This is a genomic window from Streptomyces sp. NPDC056835 (assembly GCF_042789485.1).
In the GTDB taxonomy this organism is placed as follows: Bacteria; Actinomycetota; Actinomycetes; order Streptomycetales; family Streptomycetaceae; genus Streptomyces.
Genome location: NZ_JBHUBB010000033.1, coordinates 60,358 through 80,230, shown reverse-complemented (window position 1 = coordinate 80,230; position 19,873 = coordinate 60,358). Strand labels below are relative to the sequence as shown.

The 19,873-nt window shown below is 69.3% G+C and carries 18 protein-coding genes; all 18 read left to right on the top strand.

What is annotated here, in order from left to right:
• Positions 1-8 precede the first annotated feature (8 nt).
• Positions 9-1,310 carry a homoserine dehydrogenase gene (locus ACFRMN_RS30720; RefSeq protein WP_383025557.1) on the top strand — a complete coding sequence of 434 codons (1,302 nt, stop codon included), beginning with the start codon at positions 9-11 and terminating at the stop codon, positions 1,308-1,310.
• A gap of 7 nt (positions 1,311-1,317) precedes the next feature.
• Positions 1,318-2,400 (top strand): threonine synthase, encoded by a 1,083-nt coding sequence (gene thrC, locus ACFRMN_RS30715; protein WP_383025555.1) that lies wholly within the window; start codon positions 1,318-1,320, stop codon positions 2,398-2,400.
• 298 nt (positions 2,401-2,698) lie between these two features.
• On the top strand, positions 2,699-3,616 hold the full coding sequence (gene thrB, locus ACFRMN_RS30710) for a homoserine kinase (protein ID WP_383025552.1): 918 nt from the start codon (positions 2,699-2,701) through the stop codon (positions 3,614-3,616).
• 394 nt (positions 3,617-4,010) lie between these two features.
• Positions 4,011-6,092, top strand: a complete 2,082-nt coding sequence (gene rho / locus ACFRMN_RS30705) for a transcription termination factor Rho (RefSeq protein ID WP_383025549.1) — start codon at positions 4,011-4,013, stop codon at positions 6,090-6,092.
• Between the two features lie 373 nt (positions 6,093-6,465).
• Positions 6,466-7,566 (top strand): LCP family protein, encoded by a 1,101-nt coding sequence (locus ACFRMN_RS30700; RefSeq protein ID WP_383025547.1) that lies wholly within the window; start codon positions 6,466-6,468, stop codon positions 7,564-7,566.
• Between the two features lie 238 nt (positions 7,567-7,804).
• Positions 7,805-8,029, top strand: coding sequence for a 50S ribosomal protein L31 (rpmE, locus tag ACFRMN_RS30695; RefSeq protein WP_066950131.1), 225 nt, complete (start codon positions 7,805-7,807; stop codon positions 8,027-8,029).
• A 102-nt stretch (positions 8,030-8,131) separates the two neighbouring features.
• Complete coding sequence (prfA, locus tag ACFRMN_RS30690) at positions 8,132-9,211, top strand: peptide chain release factor 1 (RefSeq protein WP_383025544.1); 1,080 nt, start codon at positions 8,132-8,134, stop codon at positions 9,209-9,211.
• Between the two features lie 96 nt (positions 9,212-9,307).
• On the top strand, positions 9,308-10,147 hold the full coding sequence (gene prmC / locus ACFRMN_RS30685) for a peptide chain release factor N(5)-glutamine methyltransferase (protein ID WP_249953548.1): 840 nt from the start codon (positions 9,308-9,310) through the stop codon (positions 10,145-10,147).
• Between the two features lie 119 nt (positions 10,148-10,266).
• Positions 10,267-10,914, top strand: a complete 648-nt coding sequence (locus ACFRMN_RS30680; RefSeq protein ID WP_383025542.1) for an L-threonylcarbamoyladenylate synthase — start codon at positions 10,267-10,269, stop codon at positions 10,912-10,914.
• Positions 10,911-11,570 carry a protein-tyrosine-phosphatase gene (locus ACFRMN_RS30675; RefSeq protein WP_383025539.1) on the top strand — a complete coding sequence of 220 codons (660 nt, stop codon included), beginning with the start codon at positions 10,911-10,913 and terminating at the stop codon, positions 11,568-11,570. The genes ACFRMN_RS30680 and ACFRMN_RS30675 overlap by 4 nt, the downstream gene beginning before the upstream one ends.
• 270 nt (positions 11,571-11,840) lie before the next feature.
• Positions 11,841-13,097, top strand: coding sequence for a serine hydroxymethyltransferase (glyA, locus tag ACFRMN_RS30670; protein ID WP_383025536.1), 1,257 nt, complete (start codon positions 11,841-11,843; stop codon positions 13,095-13,097).
• A 145-nt stretch (positions 13,098-13,242) separates the two neighbouring features.
• Positions 13,243-14,595: an MraY family glycosyltransferase gene (locus ACFRMN_RS30665; protein ID WP_383025534.1), complete on the top strand. Its 1,353-nt coding sequence runs from the start codon at positions 13,243-13,245 to the stop codon at positions 14,593-14,595.
• 274 nt (positions 14,596-14,869) lie between these two features.
• A complete protein-coding gene (locus tag ACFRMN_RS30660) occupies positions 14,870-15,307 on the top strand; it encodes a hypothetical protein (protein WP_383025531.1) in 438 nt (145 codons plus the stop codon).
• A 210-nt stretch (positions 15,308-15,517) separates the two neighbouring features.
• Positions 15,518-16,354: a F0F1 ATP synthase subunit A gene (gene atpB, locus ACFRMN_RS30655; RefSeq protein WP_030351999.1), complete on the top strand. Its 837-nt coding sequence runs from the start codon at positions 15,518-15,520 to the stop codon at positions 16,352-16,354.
• Positions 16,355-16,431: 77 nt separating this feature from the next.
• Positions 16,432-16,662, top strand: a complete 231-nt coding sequence (gene atpE, locus ACFRMN_RS30650; protein ID WP_030351998.1) for an ATP synthase F0 subunit C — start codon at positions 16,432-16,434, stop codon at positions 16,660-16,662.
• Positions 16,663-16,703: 41 nt separating this feature from the next.
• Positions 16,704-17,258 (top strand): F0F1 ATP synthase subunit B, encoded by a 555-nt coding sequence (locus ACFRMN_RS30645; RefSeq protein ID WP_383025528.1) that lies wholly within the window; start codon positions 16,704-16,706, stop codon positions 17,256-17,258.
• Entirely contained in the window at positions 17,255-18,070 is an 816-nt protein-coding gene (locus ACFRMN_RS30640) for a F0F1 ATP synthase subunit delta (protein WP_383025525.1), read from the top strand. The genes ACFRMN_RS30645 and ACFRMN_RS30640 overlap by 4 nt, the downstream gene beginning before the upstream one ends.
• A 187-nt stretch (positions 18,071-18,257) precedes the next feature.
• The gene (gene atpA / locus ACFRMN_RS30635; protein WP_383025522.1) at positions 18,258-19,853 is read left to right on the top strand and encodes a F0F1 ATP synthase subunit alpha; all 1,596 of its coding nucleotides are present in this window, start codon (positions 18,258-18,260) and stop codon (positions 19,851-19,853) included.
• Positions 19,854-19,873 lie beyond the last annotated feature (20 nt).

Here is a 19,873-nt window from a genome sequence, read left to right as displayed (position 1 = left end):
TAGGTCGGATGATGCGTACGCGTCCGCTGAAGGTGGCGCTGCTGGGCTGTGGTGTGGTCGGCTCAGAGGTGGCGCGCATCATGACGACGCACGCCGACGACCTCGAAGCACGGATCGGGGCCCCGGTCGAGCTGGCCGGGGTGGCCGTCCGGCGCCCCTCCAAGGTGCGTGAGGGCATCGACCCCGCGCTGATCACCACCGACGCCACCGCGCTGGTCAAGCGCGGCGACATCGATGTGGTCGTCGAGGTCATCGGCGGGATCGAGCCCGCCCGTACGCTGATCACCACCGCGTTCGAGCACGGCGCCTCCGTGGTGTCCGCCAACAAGGCCCTGCTCGCCGAGGACGGCGCGACGCTCTACGCGGCGGCCGAGCGGCACGGCCGGGACCTGTACTTCGAGGCGGCCGTCGCCGGCGCCATCCCGCTGATCAGGCCGCTGCGTGAATCCCTCGCCGGTGACAAGGTGAACCGGGTCCTCGGCATCGTCAACGGCACCACCAACTTCATCCTCGACCGGATGGACACCGCGGGCTCCGGCTACTCCGAAGCGCTCGACGAGGCCACCGCCCTCGGCTACGCGGAGGCCGACCCGACCGCCGACGTCGAGGGCTTCGACGCCGCCGCCAAGGCCGCCATCCTCGCGGGAATCGCCTTCCACACCCGGGTACGCCTCGACGACGTGCACCGCGAGGGCATCACGGAGGTCACCTCCGCCGACCTCGCCTCGGCGAAACGGATGGGCTGCACCGTCAAACTCCTCGCCATCTGCGAGCGCGCCGCCGACGGCCTGTCCGTCACCGCCCGGGTCCACCCGGCGATGATCCCGCTCAGCCATCCGCTCGCCTCCGTGCGCGAGGCGTACAACGCCGTCTTCGTCGAGGCGGAGGCGGCCGGACAGCTGATGTTCTACGGCCCCGGCGCGGGCGGCTCCCCGACAGCCTCCGCCGTGCTCGGCGACCTCGTCGCCGTCTGCCGCAACAAGCTCAACGAGGCCACGGGCCCGGGCGAGTCGGCGTACACCCAGCTGCCAGTGAGCGCCATGGGCGAGGTCGTGACGCGCTATCACATCAGCCTCGACGTGGCTGACAAACCGGGCGTACTCGCCCAGGTCGCAACGGTCTTCGCCGAGCATGGTGTATCGATCGATACGGTACGTCAGAAAGGCCGGCAGGACGGCGGCGGCGAGGCCGCCCTCGTCGTCGTCACTCACCGCGCGCCGGACGCCGCCCTCTCCGGGACCGTCGAAGCGCTGCGGAAGCTCGACACCGTGCGCGGTGTCGCCAGCATCATGCGTGTTGAAGGGGAGTAAGGGACCCATGACCAGCATTGGCACCCGCCAGGGCACCCACCAGTGGCGCGGCATCATCGAGGAGTACCGGGACCGCCTTCCGGTGACGGACAGCACGCCGATCGTCACCCTCCGTGAGGGTGGTACGCCGCTCGTCCCCGCGCAGGTGCTGTCCGAGCGCACGGGGTGTGAGGTTCATCTCAAGGTCGAGGGCGCCAACCCCACCGGATCCTTCAAGGACCGTGGCATGACCATGGCCATCACCCGGGCCAAGGAGGAGGGCGCCCAGGCGGTCATCTGCGCCTCCACCGGCAACACCTCGGCCTCGGCCGCCGCCTACGCGGTACGCGCCGGAATGGTCTGCGCCGTGCTCGTGCCCCAGGGGAAGATCGCGCTGGGCAAGATGGGCCAGGCGCTCGTCCACGGCGCGCGCATCCTCCAGGTCGAGGGCAACTTCGACGACTGTCTGACGCTGGCGCGCTCGCTGTCCGACAACTACCCGGTCGCGCTGGTCAATTCGGTCAATCCGGTCCGTATCGAAGGCCAGAAGACCGCCGCCTTCGAAATCGTGGACGCACTGGGCGACGCCCCCGACATTCATGTGCTGCCCGTCGGAAACGCCGGCAACATCACGGCGTACTGGAAGGGCTACACCCAGTACGCCGCCGACGGCCCCGCCGCGAGCACCCCGCGCATGTGGGGCTACCAGGCGTCCGGCTCCGCGCCGATCGTGCGCGGCGAGATCGTCAAGGACCCGCACACCGTCGCCACCGCGATCCGGATCGGCAACCCGGCGTCCTGGCAGTACGCGCTGGCGGCCCGTGACGAGTCCGGCGGCTTCATCGACGAGGTGACGGACCGGCAGATCCTGGCCGCCTACCGGCTGTTGGCCTCCCAGGAGGGCGTCTTCGTCGAGCCCGCCTCGGCCGCGTCCGTCGCCGGTCTGCTCAAGGCCGCGGAGGAGGGCAAGGTCGACCCCGGCCAGCGCATCGTCTGCACCGTCACCGGAAACGGTCTCAAGGACCCGGACTGGGCGGTCGCGGGGGCGCCCCAGCCGGTCACCGTACCGGTGGACGCGGTCGCGGCGGCCCAGCGCCTGGGCCTGGCATAGAAATCGGCCACAGGAACGGTCCGGCACCACCGGCCCCGGCCGTCGGCGCACAGGAGCCATGCGACACGCATCGTGCGCCTCCTGTGCGCCCTATGTCGCCATGGAACCTTCCTTCGATAGGCTGTACCCAACCCAACCCGCCCCGCCGCATATGCCGCGGTGTTGTTGCCCCTGTGGCCCTCGGGTGTTCCGTATGTCCTCGAACATCTCGCAGCCGCCCCTGACTCGCAGCCGAATCCCGCAGCCCCGAAGTCACCACTCCGGTAGTCCCGCAGTCACAAGGAGAGTCGTCAGAGCGATGGCCGGTCCCGCGTTCCGCGCCGCCGCCGTACGGGTGCGCACCCCCGCCACCAGCGCCAATCTCGGTCCGGGCTTCGATGCCTTCGGCCTGTCGCTGGGGCTCTACGACGACGTGGTCGTCCGCGTCGCCGACTCCGGCCTGCATGTCGACATCGCGGGTGAGGGCGCCGAAACGCTTCCCCGCGACGAGAGCCATCTGCTCGTACGGTCCCTGCGCACGGCCTTCGAACTGCTCGGCGGGCAGCCGCGCGGCCTGGAGGTCGTCTGCGCCAACCGCATCCCGCACGGCCGCGGTCTGGGCTCCTCGTCCGCCGCGATCTGCGCCGGGATCGTGGCCGCCCGCGCGGTGACCATAGGCGGCGACGTCCGGCTCGACGACGCGGCCCTGCTCGAACTGGCCACCGAGATCGAGGGTCACCCGGACAATGTCGCCGCCTGTCTGCTCGGCGGATTCACGGTGGCCTGGATGGACGGCGGGGCGGCGCGCGCCATCAGGATGAAGCCGGCCGATTCCATCGTTCCGGTGGTTTTCGTGCCCGGGAGCCCGGTTCTCACCGAGACCGCCCGCGGTCTGCTGCCGCGTACCGTCCCCCATGTGGACGCGGCGGTCAACGCCGGTCGCGCGGCCCTGCTCGTCGAGGCCCTGACCAGGCGCCCCGAGCTGCTGCTGCCGGCCACCGAGGACCGGCTCCACCAGGATTACCGCACCCCGGCGATGCCGCAGAGCGTCGCACTGGTCAACCGACTGCGCGCGGACGGCGTCCCCGCGGTCATCTCCGGCGCGGGCCCCACGGTCCTCGCGCTGGTCGAGGACGGTGCGGCCGACAAGGTCGCACGGCTTGCGGGCGAGGGGTGGGCGGCAAATCGGCTCTCCCTCGACGACGCGGGGACGAGCGTTCTGCCGCTCGGTTCGTAGCCACAGGAGATTGCCGGTGAGTGAGAGGGGGAATGTTTGTTGGAGCCGGTAGTGTTAACCTCAAGTCTGCAACCGACGTCTTTGAGGCGCGGTGCTTCGTGTCCCGCTTCGGGACCACCCTTCTTCCGGGAGCCTCCCCAACTGCCTGAGCAGCCTGCCTGAGCAGTTTTGAGCACGCACCGGAACCGGCACGACACCCCCCGCTTTTCCCAGCGGTGGGCCGAGCAGGGGGACCTCGGGCCGGACCCATTGCACGTATGCACGTTTGCAGATCTCTCCGCCATACCCGGCGGGACCACCGCCCCGGCACGGTCCACAAGACAGGACCGCAGTCGGACAGCACAACCGGTCGCCGAGCCAGAAGGCCGACGTCCGCTCCAGGGAAGGACCCTTCGTGAGCGACACCACCGATCTGATGGGCGTGACTGCCGACAGCACTGTCGACACGACCGCGCCCGCCGAAGGTGCTGCCACTGGCACCACCGCACGGCGCCGCCGCTCCGGCACCGGCCTTGAGGGCATGGTCCTGGCCGAGCTGCAGCAGGTCGCGTCAGGCCTCGGCATCAGGGGCACCGCGCGGATGCGCAAGAGCCAGCTGATCGAGGTCATCAAAGAGGCGCAGGCCGGGGGCTCGTCCGCCGCCAAGAGCGCCGACTCCGGCAGCGCCGACGCCGAGACCAAGCCGAAGCGGCGCGCGACCTCCAAGGCCCGTACGGGCGAGGCCGCGGAAGACAAGTCCGGCAAGGCCGATACGGCCGTGGCCCAGCAGCAGATCGATATCCCCGGCCAGCCCGCCAGTGACGATCAGCCCACGGGCGAGCGCCGCCGTCGCAGGGCCACCGCGCAGGCGGGCAGCCCCGAGACCGCCGCGGACACCAGGGCCGAGGCCCCGGCCGATGTCAAGGTCGAGGCCCAGCCCGACGCCAAGGCCGAGGCGGCCGTCTCCCCGTCCGCCACCAGCTCGGCGCAGGCCGAGGCCGACGGCCGGCGCGGCGAGCGCCAGGACCGCGGTCAGCGCGGCGACCGTGACCGTGGCGAGCGCGGCGACCGCCGTGACCGCCAGCGCGACCGCCGGGGCAAGGGCGACGACCAGCAGGGCGGCCAGGGCGGTCAGCAGCAGGGCGGCGGCAGCCGCCAGCAGCGCGACAACCGCGGCGGCGGCCAGGGCCAGGGCCAGAGCCAGAGCGGCGGCCAGAACACCGGTCCGCAGGACGACTTCGACGACGAGGCGGGCGGCCGGCGCGGCCGGCGCGGGCGCTACCGCGACCGCCGTGGCCGCCGTGGCCGCGACGAGTTCGGGCCCGGCGAGCCGCAGGTCGCCGACGACGATGTGCTGATCCCCGTCGCGGGCATCCTGGACATCCTCGACAACTACGCGTTCATCAGGACCTCCGGCTACCTGCCCGGTCCCAACGACGTGTACGTCTCGCTCGCCCAGGTCCGCAAGAACGGCCTGCGCAAGGGTGACCATGTCACCGGCGCGGTCCGCCAGCCCAAGGAAGGCGAGCGCCGCGAGAAGTTCAACGCGCTGGTCCGCCTCGACTCCGTCAACGGCATGGCGCCCGAAACCGGCCGGGGCCGACCGGAGTTCCAGAAGCTGACGCCGCTCTACCCGCAGGACCGGCTCCGGCTGGAGACCGACCCGGGTGTGCTGACGACGCGGATCATCGACCTGGTCGCCCCCATCGGCAAGGGCCAGCGCGGTCTGATCGTGGCCCCGCCGAAGACCGGTAAGACCATGATCCTCCAGGCCATCGCCAACGCGATCACGGTCAACAGCCCCGAGTGCCATCTGATGGTCGTCCTCGTCGACGAGCGCCCTGAAGAGGTCACCGACATGCAGCGGTCGGTCAAGGGCGAGGTCATCTCCTCGACCTTCGACCGCCCGGCCGAGGACCACACCACCGTGGCCGAGCTGGCCATCGAGCGCGCCAAGCGCCTGGTCGAGCTGGGTCACGACGTGGTCGTCCTGCTCGACTCCATCACCCGTCTGGGCCGTGCGTACAACCTCGCGGCTCCCGCCTCCGGACGCATCCTGTCCGGTGGTGTCGACTCGACCGCGCTCTACCCGCCGAAGCGCTTCTTCGGCGCGGCGCGCAACATCGAGGACGGCGGCTCGCTGACCATCCTGGCCACCGCGCTGGTCGAGACCGGCTCGCGCATGGACGAGGTGATCTTCGAGGAGTTCAAGGGCACCGGCAACATGGAGCTCAAGCTCGACCGGAAGCTCTCCGACAAGCGCATCTTCCCGGCGGTGGACGTGGATGCGTCCAGCACCCGTAAGGAGGAGATCCTGCTCGGCAGCGACGAGCTCGCCGTCGTCTGGAAGCTGCGCCGGGTGCTGCACGCCCTCGACCAGCAGCAGGCGATCGAGCTGCTGCTGGACAAGATGAAGCAGACGAAGTCGAACGCGGAGTTCCTGCTCCAGATCCAGAAGACGACGCCCGGCCCCGGAAACGGCAACGGCACCGACTGACGGGACTGACCAGGTCCGACCGGGTCCGACGGTCACGGAAACCGCCCCCTCGCTCCGGCGACGGGGCGGTTTTCCGTCTCCGGGCTCGCGGCTCTCGCCATGGACGCCGCCCGGAGACCTTCGTCACACCCCCTGGACCGGCCCTGGCCCGCCCGTGGGCGGCTCCGTACGCCGAAGAAGCGGGGGAGGCCGCGGTGACGGCCCCCCGGGCGGCGCAGCGCCCCAGGAGGCTCCGTCACCCCGTCTCCCGGGACGGCCACAGCGTGCTGTGCCACGCTTCTTGGTGCTTCACTGTCTGTACAAGTGATGACGAAACGCCCCACATCGCACGGCGGGAGGTAACCGGAATCGGCGCGACGGACAGAGGGAGACCATGACCGACCGGAGCGACAGCCGAATACCCGGCGGCGCCGAGCGCCGCAAGACCTCGGGCAAGCGCCGGCGCGCGACCACCTTCGTGGCCTGGTCCGCGGCGGCTCTGGTGGTCCTCGGCGGATCCGGGCTCGGTTACGTCTATCTCAAGCTCGACGGCAACCTCTCGGGCATCGACATCAACGCCCTGCTGGGCGGCGACCGCCCGGCCAACACCGACAACGGCTCCGAGGACATCCTCGTCCTCGGCTCGGACTCCCGGTCCGGCGCCAACGCCGAGTACGGCAAGGACGGCGGCGGCGCCCGCTCCGACACCGCGATGATCGTCCACGTCTACAAGGGCCACAGGACGGCCGGCGTGGTCTCGATACCGCGGGACACCCTGATCGACCGCCCCGAGTGCACCGATTCCAAGGGCGCCACCGTGCCCGGCGCGCGGCTCGCCATGTTCAACACGGCGTACGAGGTCGGTGGCCCCGCCTGCGCCGTGAAGACCGTCGAGACGATGTCCGGTATCCGCATGGACCACTACATCGAGGTCGACTTCACCGGCTTCAAGAAGCTCGTCGACCAGCTCGGCGGCGTGAGGATCACCACCACCCGGGCCATCGACGACCCCAAGAGCCATCTGAAGCTCGCGCCCGGCACCCACACCCTCGACGGTGAACAGTCCCTCGGTCTCGTGCGGACCCGCCACAGCGTCGGCGACGGCAGCGACCTGGGCCGGATAGAGCTCCAGCAGGCCTTCATCAAGGCGCTGATCGAGCAGGTCAGGAGCATCGGCGTGTTCAGCAGCCCGAAGAAGCTGTACGACCTCGCCGACACCGCCACCCGTGCGATCACCCCCGACTCCCAGCTCGCCTCGGTCGGCAAGCTGATCGGATTCGCCGACGGACTCAAGAACCTCGGGGCCAAGGACATCAAGATGATCACGCTCCCGGTCCGGTACGACCCCGCCGACCGGAACCGGGTACTGCCCCTGCGGGCCCCCTCCGAGCAGGTCTGGACGGCGCTCAGGCAGGACAAGCCCATCCCCGCCTCCGCGACCAAGGACTCCGCGGGCGACCAGGGCGACGCGAACGGCGTGGTCAGGGGCGACTGACCGGCCCGAGCGCATCGATCCGCCCGTCCGCACCCCGCGATCCGCCCTCCGCCGGGCACCGGCTTTCCATGGGTGTGCGGCGGAATCCGGAATACTTTCCGCCGCACCCCCCGGTTTTGGGAGATACGGCCGGTCCTGGCAGACTGGTACGTCGGTCCCGGTTCACGCACGCGCACTCCGCACGTGCGACCCGGCGCCCTCCCCGCCTCAGCGCGGGGAAGTTCCCTAGGAGAACCCCTTGAAGCGCGACATCCACCCCGCGTACGTCGAGACCCAGGTCAGCTGCACCTGCGGTGCGTCGTTCACCACCCGGAGCACCATCGAGTCCGGCACCATCCGTGCCGACCTCTGCTCCGAGTGCCACCCGTTCTACACGGGCAAGCAGAAGATCCTCGACACCGGTGGCCGCGTGGCCCGCTTCGAGGCCCGCTTCGGCAAGGCCGCCGCCTCCGCCAAGAAGTAGCGAGCAATCCGCGCCGGTTCTCGGTGCCCCGTCGACCGGGGCGCCGAGACCGGCGCTTTGGCGTCCCGAAGCACCTTTCGTACGAAAAACCAGGAGCCCCCGATGTTCGAGGCGGTCGAGGAACTGATCGGCGAGCACGCCGATCTGGAGAAGAAGCTCGCCGACCCGTCGGTCCACGCGGACCAGGCACACGCGCGCAAGCTCAACAAGCGTTACGCCGAGCTCACCCCGATCATCGGCACCTACCGCTCCTGGAAGCAGACCGGCGAGGACATCGTGACCGCCCGCGAGTTCGCGGCCGACGACCCCGATTTCGCCGCCGAGGTCAAGGAACTGGAGAAGCAGCGCGAAGAGCTGACCGAGAAGCTCCGCCTGCTGCTCGTACCGCGCGACCCCAGCGACGACAAGGACGTCATCCTGGAGGTCAAGGCCGGCGCGGGCGGCGACGAGTCCGCACTCTTCGCGGGCGACCTGCTGCGCATGTACCTGCGGTACGCCGAGCGCGTCGGCTGGAAGACCGAGATCATCGACGCCACCGAATCCGAGCTGGGCGGCTACAAGGACGTCCAGGTCGCGGTGAAGACCAAGGGCGGCAACGGCGCCACCGAGCCCGGACAGGGCGTCTGGGCGCGGCTGAAGTACGAGGGCGGCGTGCACCGCGTGCAGCGCGTGCCCTCCACCGAGTCGCAGGGCCGTATCCACACCTCCGCCGCCGGTGTGCTCGTCACGCCCGAGGCGGAGGAGGTCGACGTCGAGATCCACGCGAACGATCTGCGGATCGATGTCTACCGCTCCTCGGGACCCGGCGGCCAGTCCGTCAACACCACGGACTCCGCCGTACGCATCACCCATCTGCCGACCGGCGTCGTCGCCTCCTGCCAGAACGAGAAGAGCCAGCTCCAGAACAAGGAGCAGGCCATGCGTATCCTTCGCTCGCGGCTTCTCGCGGCGGCACAGGAGGAGGCGGAGAAGAACGCCGCGGACGCCCGGCGCAGCCAGGTGCGTACGGTCGACAGGTCCGAGAAGATCCGGACGTACAACTTCCCGGAAAACCGGATCTCCGACCACCGTGTCGGTTTCAAGGCGTACAACTTGGACCAAGTGCTCGACGGAGAGCTGGACGCGGTCATCCAGGCCTGTGTCGACGCCGACTCCGCGGCGAAGCTCGCCGCCGCCCAGTAACCACTCTCGCAGTCCGGAGGAACCAGCGTGCAGCCTCTTCCCGGTGGGCACAGCGACCCTCAGCGGCTCCGTCGCGGGCCCGCCGGCCGCGGCAGCCTGCTGCTCGCCGAGGTGGCCCAGGCCACTCAGCGGCTCGCGGACGCGGGCGTTCCCTCGCCGCGCTTCGACGCGGAGGAGCTGGCCGCGTATGTGCATGGCGTCAAGCGGGGAGAGCTGCACAACGTCAAGGACGCGGACTTCGACGCCCGCTACTGGGAGGCGGTGGCCCGCCGTGAGGCCCGCGAGCCGCTTCAGCACATCACCGGACGTGCCTTCTTCCGCTATCTGGAACTCCAGGTGGGCCCCGGCGTGTTCGTGCCGCGCCCGGAGACCGAGTCGGTCGTCGGCTGGGCGATAGACGCCGTACGCGCCATGGACGTCGTCGAGCCGCTGATCGTCGACCTGTGCGCGGGCTCCGGCGCGATCGCGCTCGCCATGGCACAGGAGGTGCCCCGCTCGCGCGTACACGCCGTGGAGCTGTCCGAGCAGGCCCTCGCCTGGACGCGGAAGAACGCGGAGGGGTCCAGGGTCACCGTCCACCAGGGAGACGCCCTGAGCGCCCTTACCGAGTTCGACGGCCAGGTCGACCTCGTCATCTCCAACCCGCCGTACATCCCGCTCACCGAGTGGGAGTACGTCGCGCCCGAGGCCCGTGACCACGATCCGGAGATGGCCCTCTTCTCCGGCGAGGACGGCCTCGACACGATCCGTGGCATCGAACGCACCGCGCACCGGCTGCTGCGGCCCGGCGGTCTGGTCGTCGTCGAGCACGCGGACACCCAGGGCGGCCAGGTGCCGTGGATCTTCAGCGAGGAATCCGGCTGGGCCGACGCCGCCGACCACCCCGATCTGAACAAGCGACCGCGCTTCGCGACAGCCCGTAAGGCCATGCCGTGATCGCGCCGGCCGTATCGAGCGCCGTACGGACCCCCGTACGGGCAGCCGCACGGGCAGCCGCACGGGCAGCGAACCGGGCATCACACCATCGGGCACCACACCACAGGAGGGCCGGCTAAATGGCACGGCGATACGACTGCAACGACGCGACCGACCGTACGACGGGTCTGCGCGAGGCCGCGTCGGCCGTCCGCCGTGGTGAGCTGGTCGTGCTGCCCACCGACACCGTCTACGGGATCGGCGCGGACGCCTTCAGCTCCGAGGCCGTCTCCGATCTGCTGGAGGCCAAGGGGCGTGGCCGCAATATGCCCACCCCTGTCCTGATCGGCTCCCCGAACACCCTGCACGGCCTCGTCACCGACTTCTCCGAGCAGGCGTGGGAACTGGTCGACGCGTTCTGGCCCGGCGCCCTCACCCTCGTCGCCAAGCACCAGCCGTCCCTCCAGTGGGACCTCGGGGACACCCGCGGCACCGTCGCCATCCGGATGCCGCTGCACCCCGTCGCCATCGAACTGCTCACCGAGGTCGGCCCGATGGCCGTCTCCAGCGCCAACCTCACGGGACACCCGGCCCCCGAGGACTGCGACGCCGCGCAGGAGATGCTCGGGGACGCCGTCTCCGTCTATCTCGACGGCGGCCCGACGCCCGGGATCGTCCCCTCCTCGATCGTCGATGTCACCGGCGGGGTCCCGGTACTGCTGCGGGCCGGCGCCCTGGACGCGGAGGAGCTCCGCAAGGTGGTACCCGACCTTGAGGTGGCCAATTGACCGCCCCTGAGGGGCGTGGCATAGCGGAGACCGTATTCACCGGCAACACCTTCCGCATCCTCCACGTCAGCACCGGCAACGTCTGCCGCTCGCCCATCACCGAGCGGCTGAACCGGCATGCCCTGACCGTCCGCCTCGGCGAGCGGCTGACCGGCGGCCTGATCGTGGAGAGCGCGGGCACCTGGGGGCACGAGGGCGCCGCCATGGAGGCCAACGCCGAAGCCGTCCTGGCCGACTTCGGCGCGGACGCCTCCGGCTTCGTCGGCCGCGAACTGCTCGACGAACACGTCATCCGCGCCGACCTGGTCCTCACCGCGACCCGCGACCACCGCGCCCAGGTGATCTCCATGGGTCACTCCGCGGGGCTGCGCACCTTCACGCTCAAGGAGTTCACCCGGCTGGTGCGCGCCATAGACCCGGCGACGCTGCCCGACCCCCTCGACGAGGGCGTGGTCGAGCGCGCCCGCGCGCTGGTCCGCGCGGCGGCGGCGCTGCGCGGCTGGCTGCTGGCCCCCACGGCGGAGGCGGACGAGGTCTACGACCCGTACGGCGCGCCCATCACGTTCTTCCGCTCCATCGGCGAGGAGATCCACCAGGCGCTGGACCCGGTTGTCACCGCGCTGACGGGAGTCCCGGCGCGGCCTCCCCTTTTTTGAAGGCTCGGTTCGCCTCTTTTTGAAGGCTCGGTTCGCCTCCGGGGCGCTTTGTGCCGACGTCGACGGTCGACCGTGCTCGCCCCCTCGTTCCTCGGGGCCCGCGCGCGCTCTCCCTTTCGGCGTCGGCGCGCCCCTTCGGCTCACTCGCCGGCGGTCGTGGGCACCCGGAACGTATGGGCGCCTGGGAAACCCGTGTCGTCCATCGCGCATCAGCGTTCCCACCGGCCTACATTGGAAGGCACGCACCCCCTCCGAGGTCCGGAGTCCGCCATGTCCGTCGTCACCGCCCCCCATACGACAGCGCCGGACGCCCTGCGGCGGCAGGACCCCGAGATGGCCGAGGTGATCCTCGGGGAGACGCGCAGGCAGGCGGACAGTCTTCAGCTGATCGCCGCCGAGAACTTCACTTCGCCCGCCGTCCTCGCCGCACTCGGCTCCCCGCTCGCCAACAAGTACGCCGAGGGCTATCCCGGCGCCCGCCACCACGGCGGCTGCGAGCTGGTCGACGCCGCCGAGCGGATCGCGATCGCGCGGGCGAAGGCGCTCTTCGGGGCCGAGCACGCCAACGTACAGCCGCACTCCGGCTCCTCCGCCGTCCTGGCCACGTACGCCGCCCTGCTGCGGCCAGGAGACACCGTGCTGGCCATGGGGCTGCCGTACGGCGGGCATCTCACCCATGGCGCGCCCGTCAACTTCTCCGGCCGCTGGTTCGACTTCATCGGGTACGGGGTCGACGCGGAGAGCGGGATCATCGACTACGCGCAGGTGCACCAGCTGGCGCGGACGCACCGGCCCAAGGCCATCGTCTGCGGCTCGATCTCCTATCCCCGGCATATCGACTACGCCTTGTTCCGGGAGATCGCCGACGATGTCGGCGCGTATCTGATCGCGGACGCCGCCCATCCGATCGGGCTGGTCGCCGGGGGAGCGGCGCCCAATCCCGTGCCGTACGCCGATGTCGTGTGCGCGACGACGCACAAGGTGCTGCGCGGACCGCGCGGCGGGATGATCCTGTGCGGCGAGGACTACGCGGAGCGTGTCGACCGGGCGGTGTTCCCGTTCACGCAGGGCGGCGCGCAGATGAACTCGATCGCCGCCAAGGGGGTCGCCTTCGGGGAGGCGTCGACCCCGGCGTTCACGGCGTACGCGCACCGGGTCGTCGCCAACGCCCGTGCGCTGGCCGAGGCGTTGGACGCGGAGGGTTTCCTCATCACTACGGGTGGTACCGATACGCATCTGATCACCGCCGACCCGTCGCCCCTGGGAGTGGAGGGCCGAGCGGCCCGTGGCCGGCTGGCCGCCGCCGGTGTGGTGCTTGACACCTGCGCGCTGCCCTACGCGGACGGGCGCGGCCTCCGGCTGGGTACCGCCGCCGTGACCACCCAGGGCATGGGAGAGGCGGAAATGCGCCGGATCGCGGCCCTCTTCGCCGTGGCGCTGTGTGAGGATATTGCGAAGGCGCGGGGGGTCCGCGGTGAAGTACGGAGCCTGACCGGGCGTTTTCCGCCGTATGGAACCCTTTCCTGAATGAAACATCCCGGGGCGGGAAGCCGTGCAACCATCTCGCTCAGTGCGTAGTCCTCGCTCATAACGCGACTCGGTTTCCATCGGTGGATCCGGAGCGGGCTAGTGTGTGGGGCTGAGATGGCCAGCGATTCCTGTGGGGCAGCCCGTGCGTGATTACCTGCTGACGCTCTGTGTGACAGCTGCGGTGACCTATCTGCTGACCGGCCCGGTGCGGAAGTTCGCCATCGCGACCGGAGCGATGCCGGAGATCCGCGCCCGCGACGTGCACCGCGAACCGACGCCGAGGCTCGGCGGCATCGCCATGTTCTTCGGCCTGTGCGCCGGACTGCTGGTCGCCGACAACCTGCAGAACCTCAACGGGGTCTTCGAGCTCTCCAATGAGCCGCGCGCGCTGCTCTCCGGCGCCGCGCTGATCTGGCTGATCGGTGTCCTCGACGACAAGTTCGAGATCGACGCGCTGATCAAGCTGGGCGCCCAGATGATCGCCGCGGGTGTGATGGTGATGCAGGGTCTGACGATCCTGTGGATCCCGGTGCCCGGTGTCGGCATGGTCTCGCTGACCTCCTGGCAGGGCACGCTGCTCACCGTCGCGCTCGTGGTGATCACCATCAACGCGGTCAACTTCGTGGACGGTCTCGACGGGCTCGCGGCCGGCATGGTCTGCATCGCGGCCACCGCCTTCTTCCTGTACACCTACCGGCTCTGGTACGGGTACGGCATCGAGGCCGCCGCCCCCGCCACGCTCTTCGCCGTCATCCTGATGGGCATGTGCGTGGGCTTCCTGCCCCACAACATGCATCCGGCGCGCATCTTCATGGGCGACTCGGGGTCGATGCTGATCGGCCTGGTGCTCTCGGCGGGCGCGATCTCCGTGACGGGTCAGGTGGACCTGGACGTCCTGAAGGTCTTCGAGGGTTCGGGACGCGCGGCCACGCACGCGGCACTGCCCGTCTTCATCCCGCTGCTGCTGCCGCTGACGATCATCGCGATCCCGTTCGCGGACCTGGTGCTCGCGGTCGTACGCCGTGCCTGGAACGGTCAGTCGCCGTTCGCCGCCGACCGGGGCCATCTCCATCACCGGCTGCTGGAGATCGGTCACTCGCACAGCAGGTCCGTCCTGATCATGTACTTCTGGTCGGCTCTGATCGCGTTCGGTGTGGTCCTGTACTCGGTGCACTCGGCGTCGATGTGGATCCTGCCGGTCGTCGTCGTGCTGAGCGCGGTGGGGCTGGTGCTTCTGCTGCTGCCGCGCTTCACACCGCGGGCCCCGCTCTGGGCGCAGGCCTTCGTACCGCCGCGCTACCGGCGCCGCGAGCGGGCCGCGGCCGCGCCGGACGGATCGCATGAGGAGATCGCTCCCGAGCCGGTCCCCGAGCCGCTGGGGGCGCAGGGGGTGGCGGCGGAGCGTACGCCTGTTCCCGCCGGCGTCAACGGGGCGACCGCCCTCGGCGCTCGTTCGCGTTTTTCCGACAGAAGAAAGGCCGATTCCAGGCGCTGACCCTGGGGCCATTACACTCGTCGGTGCCCAATACCAGACACAACGCACCGCTGTCTTGCGCACACGCGCGGGTTAACTCTCATGTGTGACAGTCAGCACACCACCATGGTAAAGACCTCATCAAATAGTTTGTGATACTGTTCACGAGACCCGGCGACAGAGCCGAAGGACCGTAGTGCGACGGTCCGTTGGCCCGAGAAACCCTCTCTCGGACCGGGCCTACGCTCGTCCATGACGACACCATCTGCCCCACCCATTCAGCGGAGCTGCCGCCATGCCGTCCAACGACGTCCGGAACCTCCTTCACGCCGCCGTGCCCACCGCTGCCGCCGGCGTAGTCGCCGTTGTGGTCAGCGGTGTGGTCGCGGGAGGCAAGGGAGCTCTGGGAGCCGCCGTCGGCGCACTGTTGGTGATCTTCTTCATGGGTATGGGGCTCACGGTTCTCCAGCGCACGGCGAAGTCGCTGCCGCAGTTGTTCCAGGCGATGGGGCTGATGCTCTACACGGCCCAGCTGTTGCTGGTTCTGATCTTCGTGGCCGCCTTCAAGGACACCACGTTGTTCCACCCGAAGGCGTTCGCTCTCACGCTCGTTGTGACGACCCTCGTATGGGTCGCCGCTCAGGCTCGCGCGCACATGAAGGCCAAGATCCTCTACGTCGACCCCGAATCCTCGTCCACAGGAAAGGCCGAGAAGACGGGGTCGTCGGCGTGAGAGGTAGGGCCGGGATAAGTGCCCGATCGGGATCCTGCTATCGTCCGGTGCCAACTGCGGCATTGCGGGCGCGGGCATCCGAGCTGACGCCTGTTCTCACGCGAGGCTCAACGCCCGACCGCCGTCCCCACATCCGTTACACCAGTCCAGTGCCGAACCGCGGCTGCGCGCCGCGCCGACACAACGAGGTTGCCGTACCTATGCGCCATGCTGAAGGAGCCCGCGGTGAGTGCTGACCCGACGCAGGTGCTCGCCTTCGAGACCGACTGCCACATCTTCGCTGACTGTGGCTTCCCGGCACCCGGCCTGCACTCGTTCCTGTTCAAGCCGATCTTCGGCAACGCGGACAGCAACCTGTACTTCAACAAGCCGATGCTGCTGGCGCTGCTCGGCTCCATCATCATCGTGGGCTTCTTCTGGGCCGCTTTCCGTAAGCCGAAAGTTGTCCCGGGCAAGCTTCAGATGGTGGCCGAGGCCGGCTACGACTTCGTTCGCCGCGGGGTCGTCTACGAGATCATCGGCAAGAAGGAGGGTGAGAAGTATGTACCGCTCATCGTCTCGCTCTTCTTCTTCGTCTGGATGATGAACCTCTGGTCGATCGTTCCGGTCGCCCAGTTCCCGGTGACATCGATCATCGCGTACCCGATCGGTCTCGCGCTGATCGTCTACGTTCTCTGGGTGTCACTGACCTTTAAGCGGCACGGATTCGTCGGCGCCTTCAAGAACTTCACGGGCTACGACAAGTCGCTCGGCGCGGTGCTGCCGATGTCCATGACGATCGAGCTCTTCTCGAACCTGCTGGTCCGGCCGTTCACGCACGCGGTGCGACTCTTCGCCAACATGTTCGCGGGCCACACGCTGCTGCTGCTCTTCACCATCGCGAGCTGGTACCTGCTCAACGGCATCGGCATCGCGTATGCCGGAGTCTCGTTCGTGATGGTCATCGTGATGACCGCCTTCGAGCTCTTCATCCAGGCCCTTCAGGCGTATGTCTTCGTGCTCCTGACCTGCAGCTACATTCAGGGCGCGCTCGCCGAGCAACACTGAGCCCGTCCTCACTCCAGACCCCACAGCCGTCCGGTGGCCAACCCCCACCGGTCCGTGAAAGAGAAGGAAGAACTGGCATGTCCTCGACTCTTGCCGCCGTATCCGGTTCGCTCGGCTCCATCGGCTACGGCCTGGCCGCCATCGGCCCCGGCGTCGGCGTCGGCATCATCTTCGGTAACGGCACCCAGGCCCTGGCCCGTCAGCCCGAGGCCGCCGGTCTGATCCGTACCAACCAGATCCTCGGTTTCGCATTCTGTGAGGCGCTCGCCCTCATCGGTCTGGTCATGCCGTTCGTCTACGGCACGTGATCTCACCATCACGACCAGTCCACTAGACGAAAGGCACTGATATGAGCCCGCTGCTCACTATCGCGGCTGCGGAGGGTGAAAACCCCCTCGTTCCGCCGATTCCCGAGCTCGTCATCGGCCTGCTCGCCTTCGTCATCGTCTTCGGCCTCCTCGCCAAGAAGCTCCTTCCGAACATCAACAAGGTTCTGGAAGAGCGTCGCGAGGCCATCGAGGGCGGTATCGAGAAGGCCGACGCCGCCAAGACCGAGGCGGAGAGCGTCCTTGAGCAGTACAAGGCGCAGCTCGCCGAAGCCCGGCACGAGGCCGCCAGGCTCCGCCAGGAGGCGACCGAGCAGGGCACCGCGATCATCCAGGAGATGAGGGCGGAAGGTCAGCGGCAGCGCGAAGAGATCGTCGCCGCCGGTCACGCCCAGATCGAGGCCGACCGCAAGTCCGCGGCCGGCGCGCTGCGTCAGGACGTGGGCAAGCTCGCCACCGAACTGGCCGGCAAGCTCGTCGGGGAGTCCCTTGAGGACCACGCCCGGCAGAGCCGCACCATCGACCGCTTCCTCGACGAGCTTGAGGACGGCGCTTCGAAGGCCGAGGCCACGCGATGAACGGAGCGAGCCGCGAGGCGCTGGCCGCCGCGCGTGAGCGTCTCGACGCGCTGACCGACTCCACGTCGGTCGACGCGGCGAAGCTCGCCGAGGAGCTGGCCGCCGTGACCGCGCTGCTCGACCGTGAGGTCTCGCTGCGTCGGGTCCTGACCGACCCGGCGCAGGCCGGCGAGGCGAAGGCGGAGCTGGCGGGACGGCTGCTGAGCGGCCAGGTGGGCGGTCCGGCCGCCGATCTGGTCTCCGGCATGGTCCGCTCCCGCTGGTCGCAGCCGCGTGACCTGGTCGACTCGGTGGAGGAGCTCTCGGCTACCGCCGAGCTCACCGGCGCGCAGCGGGCCGGTTCGCTGGACGACGTGGAGGACGAGCTGTTCCGGTTCGGCCGGATCGTCGAGTCCAGCCCCGCGCTGCGGGCCGCGCTGACCGACCGGTCGGCCACGACCACCGCCAAGACCGGACTCCTGGACGGTCTGCTGGGCGGCCGGGCCAATCCGGCCACCGAGCGTCTGGTTGTCCGTCTCGTGACCCGGCCCCGGGGACGTAGCCTGGAAGCGGGTCTCCAGACCCTGTCCCGGCTCGCCGCGGCGCGCCGGGACCGGTTGGTCGCCATCGTCACCTCGGCCGTGCCGCTCAGTGACGGACAGAAGCAGCGTCTCGGCGCCGCTCTGGCCAGGCTGTACGGGCACCCGATGCATCTGAACCTCGACGTGGACCCCGAGGTCCTCGGCGGGATCTCGGTGCGGGTCGGCGACGAGGTCATCAACGGCACTGTCGCGGACCGTCTCGAAGAGGCGGAACGGCGACTCGCCGGCTGACGAAGGGCGGCGGAGCCGTCCGCGGACGCAGGCAACACCGACGCAGGCAGACGCAGGTAACAGAACAGAGCAACACCAGCGGCCCGGTTGGGCCGTGCAGAAATTGCAGAAGATTCCTGGGGGTCGCCCCCAGACCCGCAGACCCCCAAAGAAACTTCGGGCCCAACAAGGAGAGCAGGGAACCCAGATGGCGGAGCTCACGATCCGGCCGGAGGAGATCCGGGACGCGCTGGAGAACTTTGTCCAGTCGTACAAGCCGGACGCGGCCTCGCGCGAGGAGGTCGGTACGGTCAGCGTGGCCGGTGACGGCATCGCGAAGGTCGAGGGTCTGCCCTCGGCCATGGCGAACGAGCTGCTGAAGTTCGAGGACGGCACCCTTGGTCTCGCCCTCAACCTTGAGGAGCGCGAGATCGGTTCGATCGTCCTCGGCGAGTTCAGCGGTATCGAGGAGGGACAGTCGGTCACCCGTACCGGCGAGGTCCTTTCCGTCGCTGTCGGCGAGGGCTACCTGGGTCGCGTGGTCGACCCGCTCGGCAACCCGATCGACGGCCTCGGCGAGATCGAGACCGAAGGCCGCCGCGCCCTGGAGCTGCAGGCCCCGGGCGTCATGGTCCGTAAGTCGGTCCACGAGCCGATGCAGACCGGCTACAAGGCTGTCGACGCCATGGTGCCGATCGGCCGTGGCCAGCGTCAGCTGATCATCGGCGACCGGCAGACCGGCAAGACCGCTCTGGCCGTCGACACGATCATCAACCAGCGCGACAACTGGCGCTCGGGCGACACCAACAAGCAGGTCCGCTGCATCTACGTCGCCATCGGCCAGAAGGGCTCCACCATCGCGGGTGTCCGCGGTGCGCTGGAGGAGGCGGGCGCGCTTGAGTACACGACGATCGTCGCCGCCCCCGCGTCCGACCCGGCCGGCTTCAAGTACCTGGCGCCGTACACCGGCTCGGCCATCGGCCAGCACTGGATGTACCAGGGCAAGCACGTCCTGATCATCTTCGACGACCTCTCGAAGCAGGCCGACGCCTACCGCGCCGTGTCCCTGCTGCTGCGCCGTCCGCCGGGCCGTGAGGCCTACCCGGGCGACGTCTTCTACCTGCACTCGCGTCTGCTGGAGCGCTGCGCCAAGCTCTCCGACGACATGGGCGCCGGTTCGATGACGGGTCTCCCGATCGTCGAGACGAAGGCCAACGACGTGTCGGCGTTCATTCCGACCAACGTCATCTCCATCACCGACGGCCAGTGCTTCCTGGAGTCCGACCTGTTCAACGCCGGCCAGCGGCCCGCGTTGAACGTCGGTATCTCGGTCTCCCGAGTCGGTGGCTCCGCCCAGCACAGGGCCATGCGGCAGGTCTCCGGCCGACTGCGTGTGGACCTCGCCCAGTACCGTGAGCTGGAGGCGTTCGCGTCCTTCGGTTCCGACCTGGACGCGGCCTCCAAGGCGTCCCTGGAGCGCGGTAAGCGCATGGTCGAGCTGCTGAAGCAGCCGCAGTACGCGCCGTTCCCGGTGGAGGAGCAGGTCGTCTCCGTCTGGGCCGGCACCAACGGCAAGATGGACGACGTACCGGTCGCCGACATCCGCCGCTTCGAGAGCGAGCTGCTTGAGTACCTGCGCCGTGAGCGCAAGGACCTGCTGACCAGCATCGCCGAGGGCGGCAAGATGTCCGACGACACGATCCAGTCGATCGCGGACGCCATCACCGCCTTCAAGCGGCAGTTCGAGACCTCGGACGGCAAGCTCCTCGGCGACGACGCGCCGGCCGTCAACGTCTCCAAGTGACGACGGAAGGGACCTGACTC

Excerpts from the sequence above, each read along its gene's own strand:
- thrB (WP_383025552.1), top strand. The coding sequence starts at position 2,699 with ATGGCCGGTCCCGCGTTCCGCGCCGCCGCCGTACGGGTGCGCACCCCC.
- ACFRMN_RS30660 (WP_383025531.1), top strand. The coding sequence starts at position 14,870 with ATGCCGTCCAACGACGTCCGGAACCTCCTTCACGCCGCCGTGCCCACC.
- atpE (WP_030351998.1), top strand. The coding sequence starts at position 16,432 with ATGTCCTCGACTCTTGCCGCCGTATCCGGTTCGCTCGGCTCCATCGGC.
- glyA (WP_383025536.1), top strand. The coding sequence starts at position 11,841 with ATGTCCGTCGTCACCGCCCCCCATACGACAGCGCCGGACGCCCTGCGG.
- ACFRMN_RS30720 (WP_383025557.1), top strand. The coding sequence starts at position 9 with ATGATGCGTACGCGTCCGCTGAAGGTGGCGCTGCTGGGCTGTGGTGTG.
- ACFRMN_RS30680 (WP_383025542.1), top strand. The coding sequence starts at position 10,267 with ATGGCACGGCGATACGACTGCAACGACGCGACCGACCGTACGACGGGT.
- thrC (WP_383025555.1), top strand. The coding sequence starts at position 1,318 with ATGACCAGCATTGGCACCCGCCAGGGCACCCACCAGTGGCGCGGCATC.
- ACFRMN_RS30645 (WP_383025528.1), top strand. The coding sequence starts at position 16,704 with ATGAGCCCGCTGCTCACTATCGCGGCTGCGGAGGGTGAAAACCCCCTC.
- prfA (WP_383025544.1), top strand. The coding sequence starts at position 8,132 with ATGTTCGAGGCGGTCGAGGAACTGATCGGCGAGCACGCCGATCTGGAG.
- ACFRMN_RS30640 (WP_383025525.1), top strand. The coding sequence starts at position 17,255 with ATGAACGGAGCGAGCCGCGAGGCGCTGGCCGCCGCGCGTGAGCGTCTC.
- ACFRMN_RS30700 (WP_383025547.1), top strand. The coding sequence starts at position 6,466 with ATGACCGACCGGAGCGACAGCCGAATACCCGGCGGCGCCGAGCGCCGC.
- atpA (WP_383025522.1), top strand. The coding sequence starts at position 18,258 with ATGGCGGAGCTCACGATCCGGCCGGAGGAGATCCGGGACGCGCTGGAG.